Origin of the sequence: Aeromonas sp. QDB68 (assembly GCF_027707405.1) — a bacterium.
Classification (GTDB): domain Bacteria; phylum Pseudomonadota; class Gammaproteobacteria; order Enterobacterales; family Aeromonadaceae; genus Aeromonas; species Aeromonas caviae.
In genome coordinates this window covers 1-7,648 of the sequence record NZ_JAPCIQ010000129.1, presented here as the reverse complement: position 1 = coordinate 7,648, position 7,648 = coordinate 1, and the positions used below count along the sequence as shown (strand labels likewise).

The 7,648-nt window shown below is 63.2% G+C and carries 10 protein-coding genes; 1 reads left to right on the top strand and 9 read right to left on the bottom strand.

Translation table 11 applies throughout. The features are described from left to right. Window positions 1-109: 109 nt before the first annotated feature. The 9 genes from PG892_RS20550 to PG892_RS20510 form a co-directional block, all read right to left on the bottom strand. Window positions 110-667 (bottom strand): recombinase family protein, encoded by a 558-nt coding sequence (locus PG892_RS20550; RefSeq protein ID WP_003100847.1) that lies wholly within the window; start codon window positions 665-667, stop codon window positions 110-112. After that, the gene (locus PG892_RS20545) at window positions 661-1,032 is read right to left on the bottom strand and encodes a hypothetical protein (RefSeq protein ID WP_003100853.1); all 372 of its coding nucleotides are present in this window, start codon (window positions 1,030-1,032) and stop codon (window positions 661-663) included. The genes PG892_RS20550 and PG892_RS20545 overlap by 7 nt, the downstream gene beginning before the upstream one ends. Next, entirely contained in the window at window positions 1,029-1,529 is a 501-nt protein-coding gene (locus PG892_RS20540; RefSeq protein ID WP_003100856.1) for a hypothetical protein, read from the bottom strand. Before PG892_RS20540 ends, PG892_RS20545 begins: the two co-directional genes overlap by 4 nt. Beyond that, window positions 1,526-1,852, bottom strand: a complete 327-nt coding sequence (locus PG892_RS20535) for a hypothetical protein (protein WP_003100858.1) — start codon at window positions 1,850-1,852, stop codon at window positions 1,526-1,528. Before PG892_RS20535 ends, PG892_RS20540 begins: the two co-directional genes overlap by 4 nt. Before the next feature lie 254 nt (window positions 1,853-2,106). Next, on the bottom strand, window positions 2,107-2,463 hold the full coding sequence (locus PG892_RS20530) for a cupin domain-containing protein (protein WP_003465043.1): 357 nt from the start codon (window positions 2,461-2,463) through the stop codon (window positions 2,107-2,109). A 236-nt stretch (window positions 2,464-2,699) separates the two neighbouring features. Next, window positions 2,700-3,086: a HepT-like ribonuclease domain-containing protein gene (locus PG892_RS20525; RefSeq protein WP_003100872.1), complete on the bottom strand. Its 387-nt coding sequence runs from the start codon at window positions 3,084-3,086 to the stop codon at window positions 2,700-2,702. Beyond that, entirely contained in the window at window positions 3,083-3,349 is a 267-nt protein-coding gene (locus PG892_RS20520; RefSeq protein WP_016487057.1) for a nucleotidyltransferase family protein, read from the bottom strand. Before PG892_RS20520 ends, PG892_RS20525 begins: the two co-directional genes overlap by 4 nt. 158 nt (window positions 3,350-3,507) lie before the next feature. Then, complete coding sequence (locus PG892_RS20515) at window positions 3,508-4,083, bottom strand: recombinase family protein (RefSeq protein ID WP_001173919.1); 576 nt, start codon at window positions 4,081-4,083, stop codon at window positions 3,508-3,510. A gap of 126 nt (window positions 4,084-4,209) precedes the next feature. Further along, window positions 4,210-4,509 (bottom strand): type II toxin-antitoxin system YafQ family toxin, encoded by a 300-nt coding sequence (locus PG892_RS20510; RefSeq protein ID WP_196240184.1) that lies wholly within the window; start codon window positions 4,507-4,509, stop codon window positions 4,210-4,212. A 59-nt stretch (window positions 4,510-4,568) separates the two neighbouring features. On the opposite strand from PG892_RS20510, the gene PG892_RS20505 reads away from it, so the two are divergent. Then, window positions 4,569-7,535 (top strand): Tn3-like element ISPa38 family transposase, encoded by a 2,967-nt coding sequence (locus PG892_RS20505; protein WP_003100881.1) that lies wholly within the window; start codon window positions 4,569-4,571, stop codon window positions 7,533-7,535. The last annotated feature ends 113 nt before the right edge of the window (window positions 7,536-7,648 follow it).

The window sequence follows — 7,648 nt, the reverse complement described above, 5'->3', positions numbered from 1 at the left end:
CCACCCTCGCGGGCCAGCTTGAGCAGGCGGTTCTGGTGGATGTGCCGGCCCAGGCCTTCGGGCAAGTCCACCAACTGGGGTCGTCTCAGAAAACGGAAAATAAAGCACGCTAAGCGTGCGTGGAGGCTGGCACCCAGCGGTACAGCGTCGGAATGGACACGCCGAGGTTCTTGGCCACGTCCTTGGGCGGCACCCCGCTGGCCAGCAGCTTCTTGGCCGACTCGATCTTGCTGTCGGTCATCTTCGGCTTGCGGCCGCCTTTGCGGCCGAGCTGCTTGGCGACTTCCAGCCCGGCGCGGGTGCGCTCGACGGTCAGCTCGCGCTCCATTTCGGCAAGGCTCGCCATGACGTGGAAGAAGAACCGCCCGGATGGTGTGCCGGTGTCGATGGAGTCGGTGAGGCTCCTGAACTGGACACCGTGCTTGTGCAGATCGCCGACCAGATCGACCAGTTGCTTGACCGACCGGCCCAGCCGGTCGAGCTTCCAGACGACCAAAGTATCGCCTTCGCGCAGCATTTCGAGCGTCTTGGCCAAGCCAGGCCGGTCTGCCCGCGTGCCACTCACCTTGTCCTCGAAGACCTTTTTACATCCGGCCTTGCTCAAGGCTTCGCGTTGCAGCTCCAGGTTCTGATCCTGCGTCGAGACGCGCGCATAGCCAATCAACATGGCTTGTCTCGCGCCCGGTCGATGCGTTCCTGCATCGCCTGCATCACTTCTTCGTGGGTGTACGATCTGGCGTTGGCGTCGGTGGCTTGCCGCAGGGCTTCCTCAACCTCGCGCGTCATCCGCTCGTAATCCTCCGGCCACAGCGCTTGCTCCATGCGCAGCGACGCCTGACCCAGCAGGTGCAGCAGGCTGAACAGCCGCATGTCGTTGGTGGCGACGATGCGCTCCCGAATCTGCTCCTGAATAGCTTCGCTAGCCCGATGCGCTTGTGGTGTGGCAGTCCCCTCGTAGTCAGCGGGGAATTCCGCTTCCTCGGCAATCCTTGCCCAGGCGCTGGCCAGCGCCTCGATGGTTGACGTGCTCATTTCCGCCGCTCCTGTGCTCTTTGGCGAATCAACCGGCCAAGGGGCCTCGACGCGAAAACCAGCAGCATCACGCCTATCGGATACCAGGTCGAGAAGACCACCAAGGCATCGAAGGCTGGCCGTCCGGTGTTGGTAGGCAGTACGGCGGTCACAGCCATCAACCCGCCGACCGTCCAGATGATGCGCCACACGTAGGGCATCACGCGGGGCACGTAGCCGTCATCGAAAGCGGTCTGGTAGTAGCGGCGCAGGCCGCGCTCGGCAAGCGCCTGGCGCTGCCGCTCCGACAGCGCATCCGTCCGGCCATACCAGCGCCGGAATGGTGGACAGCGCAGCAGCAAAGGGGTGAAGAGGATCATCACCGCCACGATCGCGACACCCCACGCCATGACGGCGCCGGCATCGGGCCGCTTGGCGTTCTCGATCACGGGCGCGAAGACGCCCGGAGCACCGATCATCCAGAACAGCGCAATGTGCTGATGGAAGGAGAGCTTCATTTGCTCATCCACTTGCGCAGCAGGCGCTTTTTCAGGGAGGCGCGTTCTTGCGGGTTGCGTCCCTTGTGATTGGCGATGCGATCCGCCGTGGCGGCCTGGCGCTTGACGGGCCAGTAGGAGCGGCCATCCTTGCCCATCGACCAGACGCTGCTGGCCTGGTTTTCCAGCAGGGGCAGATGGGCGCTCAGGGCTTCGGGCGACGCGCTGGTCAGCGCCGTGCGCTCACGGGTGCGCCAGCGCTGATGCCAGAGCTTCTTGTCCTCGCGCTCGCTGCCGCAGGTCGTGTGCCCGACGATGGGTGTTTTGCGGCGGCTGCGGCTCATAACGTAGTGGTCTCCAAGAACATTCAGGACTGATCCCAGGCGTCGATGGTCAAGACCTGATCGGCAGGACAGGCGGCTACGCGGTCGGGAACTGGATGGTGTTCAGTCTCATGCCGACCCCATTCGATTGATCGCGTCGCTTGCGGCACGCTGCGACGCAAGGAGGTTTGCGACCTGGTTTAGCAGCCGTGTCCGCTGCATGTCTGTTACCTATCTCCCCGACCGCTCATTGGACCAACTCCAGAGATTGGGCTCTATCGCTCAGCCAATACGAAACCGGCATTGGCTGATGCCACAACCGAGACGAACACAAATGGCTCGGTACCTGTATTTCGCGCCCCGTGCACTTGGCCCGGTCTTGCCACGGCTATCTCACCTTCCCTGAGGGCACGAACAATCCCATTGCCCTGAAAGTAATCAGCCATTCCCGACAAAACAGTCCACGTGTCTTGGCCGTGAGGATGAATGTGAGCCGCAATTTCCTGCCCGGGATGGACATGCCAAACCACGATAATTGAGTCTCGGGTTTCAAGCACAACGGAACGAATAGGCTCGCCTTCGGACGGCTGAACATACTCGGCTACAGAAAATATTCTCGATTCAACAGTCATCGGAGATCCCTCTTTCACAGTGCCCCCAGACAGGCTGGATATGAGTTCTAACTCGAATTTGAACGGGAGGCTGGTCGTGCGGTCGTGCAGTTGCCGATGAGCGTGTCGGCTGCTGCCTCCTTGCCCACCAGCGAACTCACGTCCGTTGCGGCCATCCAGAAGGTCTTGCCCGAGCGCGGCTCATAGGTCGCGGGATCGAACACGCCAGAGGGGCCGAACATCGGCGGCTTGATTGGTCATGGCTCCATGCCTTTGTCGTTACGGTCTTCATCGTCGGCATCCTGACGCACGGCGGGCAATTGCTGGAGCAACGCCGGCAGCCATTCCTGTACCGTCTCCCACACCACATCGAGGTTGATGTCGAAATAGCCGTGAGCCATGCGATTACGCATATTGCGCATGCTGCGCCACGGCACGTCGGCATGCGCCTGGGTGAACTCGACGTAGCCATCCATCACCTTTGTGGCCGCCTCGCCGATGACGATCAGGCTCATGATGACGGCCTGCTGGGTGCGCTTGTCGGCCAAGAAGTCGTCCTTGGCCATCCCTTCCACGAAGCTGCGCGCATCGGTTGCGGCCTGCTGAATGTGGTCGAGGTAATCGGGCAGGCGGTTCTCGCTCATATCGGTTGCGCCTCCGCGAGCACCTTGGCCCGGAACTTCGGCGGCAGGTCGCCGGGAGTCAGCAGATCGACGTCAACGCCGAGCAGCGATTTCAGTTCTTCTTCCAAATCGCCCAAGTCCAACAACGTGGCACCGGGCAGCGCATCGACCAACAGGTCGAGGTCGCTGCCATCCCGGTCGGTGCCATGCAGCACCGAGCCGAAGACGCGCGGGTTCGCGGCGCGAAAGCGGCCTACCGCTTCACGCACTGCGCTTCGCTTCATGTCAAGCACAACAGACGGTCGCATGCGCATCCTTTCTTATCGAAACTCGTTGAGATGATATGCAATCAAGAATAGAATTTCAAGAACTATTTTCGAGAATCGCAATGCCTTGATTCCCGTGCCGCGCTGTCGTTTTCAGAAGGCGACTGCACGAAATATCAGGAGTCGGCTGCACTGCCAGAACTGGCCGCCTGCAAGGCAGCGTAGAGAGCGGTTTTTCCTACCTTGAGGCGTGCGGCGGCCTCGCGGACATTCAAGCCGTTGGCGACAAGCTCCCGCGCTCGTTGCAACTTGTCGGCAGTGACAACCGGCTTGCGTCCGCCTTTGCGCCCGCGTGCGGCGGCAGCGGTCAACCCGGCCTTGGTGCGCTCGCGGATCAGGTCGCGCTCGAACTGGCCCAGCGCACCGAACACATGGAAGATGAGCCGTCCGCCCGGCGTGGTGGTGTCGATGTTTTCAGTCAACGAGCGGAAGCCGACGCCCCGTGCTTCCAGCTTGCCGACCGTCTCAATCAGGTGCGGCAGGGAGCGGCCAAGCCGATCCAGCCGCCAGACGACCAGCACATCGCCATCGCGCAGATAAGCCAGCGCATCGGCCAAGCCGGGCCGGTCTGCCTTGGCCCCGGATGCCGTGTCCTCGAAAACCCGTTCGCAGCCTGCATTGCGCAGCGCATCCGTCTGCAAGGCGGTGTCCTGTTCCGCCGTCGATACCCGCGCATAGCCGATGAGTGCCATTTCCGCCCATTTGTCCGTTATACCGTCCGCCTATCTTATTGTCCGTCATCCCGTTGCGCAAGATGTTTTCGGACAGGCGTCCGGTTTGGCCGCCTAATGATCGTTTGGCGGACAAGGCGACTGGCATCAGCCGAACAGCTCGCTATGGGAGCCAAGCCGCGCCAGTCGCAGGGTGTCGGCGTCGGACTTGCGGTAGATCAGCAGCAGGTCGGGCTTGATGTGGCATTCGCGGTAGCCCGCCCAATCGCCGGAAAGATCGTGGTCGCGGTATCGCACATCCAGGGGCTGATCGGTCGCCAGCGCGACCAGAACCGGCTTGAGGTCATCATTCGTGCAGCGGACTCCTGATACTGTTCGTTCAATAGACGACTGCACAACAGCCTTCAAACCGCGTTGTCTGGTGCAGTCGTCTTCTGAAAATGACACGCGCCGGTTGCCTTGGCGGGCTTGTCACAAACCTACGTTTTCAAGAAGAAGGAAACCGCATGCCCCGCCGTTCGATCCTCTCCGCCGCCGAGCGCGAAAGCCTGCTGGCGTTGCCGGACACCAAGGATGAGTTGATCCGTCACTACACGTTCAGCGAAAGCGACCTCTCCATCATCCGGCAGCGGCGCGGCCCGGCCAATCGGCTGGGCTTCGCGGTGCAGCTCTGCTACCTGCGCTTTCCCGGCGTCATCCTTGGCGCTGATGAGCCACCGTTCCCGCCATTGCTGAGACTGGTCGCCAACCAGCTCAAGGTCGGCATCGAAAGCTGGGACGAGTACGGGCAGCGTGAGCAGACCCGACGCGAGCACCTGGTCGAGCTGCAAACGGTGTTCGGCTTCCAGCCGTTCACGATTGGCCACTACCGGCAGGCTGTCCAGTTGCTGACCGAGCTGGCCATGCAAACCGACAAGGGCATCGTGCTGGCCAGAGCCTTGATCGAGCACCTGCGGCGGCAGTCGGTCATTGTGCCCGCCCTCAACGCCGTCGAGCGGGCGAGCGCCGAAGCGATTACCCGCGCCAACCGGCGTCTCTACGACGCCTTGGCTGAGCCGCTGACGGACGTGCATCGCCGTCGCCTCGACGATCTGCTCAAGCGCCGCGACAACGGCAAGACGACGTGGCTGGCCTGGCTGCGGCAATCCCCGGTCAAACCGAACTCGCGGCACATGCTGGAACACATCGAACGCCTCAAGGCGTGGCAGGCGCTCGACCTGCCCTCCGGCATCGAGCGGCTGGTTCACCAGAACCGGCTGCTCAAGATCGCCCGCGAGGGCGGCCAGATGACGCCCGCCGACCTGGCGAAGTTCGAGCCGCAGCGGCGTTACGCGACCCTGGTGGCGCTCGCCATCGAGGGCATGGCCACCGTCACCGACGAAATCATCGACCTGCATGACCGCATCCTGGGCAAGCTGTTCAATGCCGCCAAGAACAAGCATCAGCAGCAGTTCCAGGCATCCGGCAAGGCGATCAATGCCAAGGTGCGGCTGTTCGGGCGCATCGGCCAGGCGCTGATCGAGGCCAAGCAAGCGGGCCGCGATCCGTTCGCCGCCATCGAGGCCGTCATGTCCTGGGATGCTTTCGCCGAGAGCGTCACCGAAGCGCAGCGGCTCGCGCAACCCGAGGACTTCGATTTCCTGCACCGCATCGGCGAGAGCTACGCCACGCTGCGCCGCTACGCGCCGGAATTTCTCGACGTGCTCAAGTTGCGGGCCGCGCCCGCCGCCAAGGACGTACTCGACGCCATCGAGGTGCTGCGCAGCATGAACAGCGACAACGCCCGCAAGGTGCCCACCGACGCGCCGACCGAGTTCATCAAGCCGCGCTGGCAGAAGCTGGTGATGACCGACACCGGCATCGACCGGCGCTACTACGAACTGTGCGCGCTGTCGGAGCTGAAGAACGCGCTGCGCTCCGGCGACATCTGGGTGCAAGGCTCGCGCCAGTTCAAGGACTTCGAGGACTACCTGGTGCCGCCCGCGAAATTCGCCAGCCTCAAGCAGGCCAGCGAATTGCCGCTGGCCGTGGCCACCGATTGCGACCAGTACCTGCATGACCGGCTGACGCTGCTGGAAACGCAGCTCGCCACCGTCAACCGCATGGCGCTGGCCAACGAGCTGCCGGACGCCATCATCACGGAGTCGGGCCTGAAGATCACGCCGCTCGATGCGGCGGTGCCCGATACCGCACAGGCCCTGATCGACCAGACGGCGATGATCCTACCGCACGTCAAGATCACCGAATTGCTGCTGGAGGTAGACGAATGGACGGGCTTCACCCGGCACTTCGCCCACCTGAAGTCAGGCGACCTGGCCAAGGACAAAAACCTGTTGCTGACCACGATCCTCGCCGACGCGATCAACCTGGGCCTGACCAAGATGGCGGAATCGTGCCCCGGCACGACCTACGCCAAGCTGGCCTGGCTGCAAGCCTGGCACATCCGCGACGAAACCTACGGGGCGGCACTGGCCGAGCTGGTCAACGCGCAGTTCCGACATCCCTTCGCCGAGCATTGGGGCGACGGCACCACGTCATCGTCGGACGGCCAGAACTTCCGCACCGGCAGCAAGGCCGAGAGCACCGGCCACATCAATCCGAAATACGGCAGCAGCCCAGGGCGGACGTTCTACACCCATATCTCCGACCAGTACGCGCCGTTCCACACCAAGGTCGTGAACGTCGGCGTGCGCGACTCGACCTACGTGCTCGACGGCCTGCTGTATCACGAATCCGACCTGCGGATCGAGGAGCACTACACCGACACGGCAGGGTTCACGGACCACGTCTTCGCGTTGATGCACCTGCTGGGCTTCCGCTTCGCCCCGCGCATTCGTGACCTGGGCGACACCAAGCTCTACATCCCGAAGGGCGATGCCACCTACGAGGCGTTGAAACCGATGATCGGCGGCACGCTCAACATCAAGCACGTCCGCGCCCATTGGGATGAAATCCTGCGGATGGCCACCTCGATCAAGCAGGGCACGGCGACGGCCTCGCTGATGCTCAGGAAGCTTGGCAGCTACCCGCGCCAGAACGGCCTGGCCGTCGCCCTGCGTGAGCTGGGACGCATCGAGCGCACACTGTTCATCCTGGACTGGCTGCAAAGCGTCGAGCTGCGCCGCCGCGTGCATGCCGGGCTGAACAAAGGCGAGGCGCGCAACGCGCTGGCCCGCGCCGTGTTCTTCAACCGCCTGGGGGAAATCCGCGACCGCAGCTTCGAGCAGCAGCGCTACCGGGCCAGCGGCCTCAACCTGGTGACGGCGGCCATCGTGCTATGGAACACGGTCTATCTGGAGCGGGCCGCGAACGCCTTGCGTGGCCACGGTCAAGCCGTCGATGACGGCCTGTTGCAGTACCTGTCGCCGCTCGGCTGGGAGCACATCAACCTGACCGGCGATTACCTCTGGCGCAGCAGCGCCAAGATCGGCGCGGGCAAGTTCAGGCCGCTACGGCCGCTGCAACCGGCTTAGCGTGCTTTATTTTCCGTTTTCTGAGACGACCCCTGGCTGCGCGCCTACGACTTCACGACTGACCGCGGCGCCATGGCGCTCAATGACTACGCCCGCTCCAACGACCCCTTTAC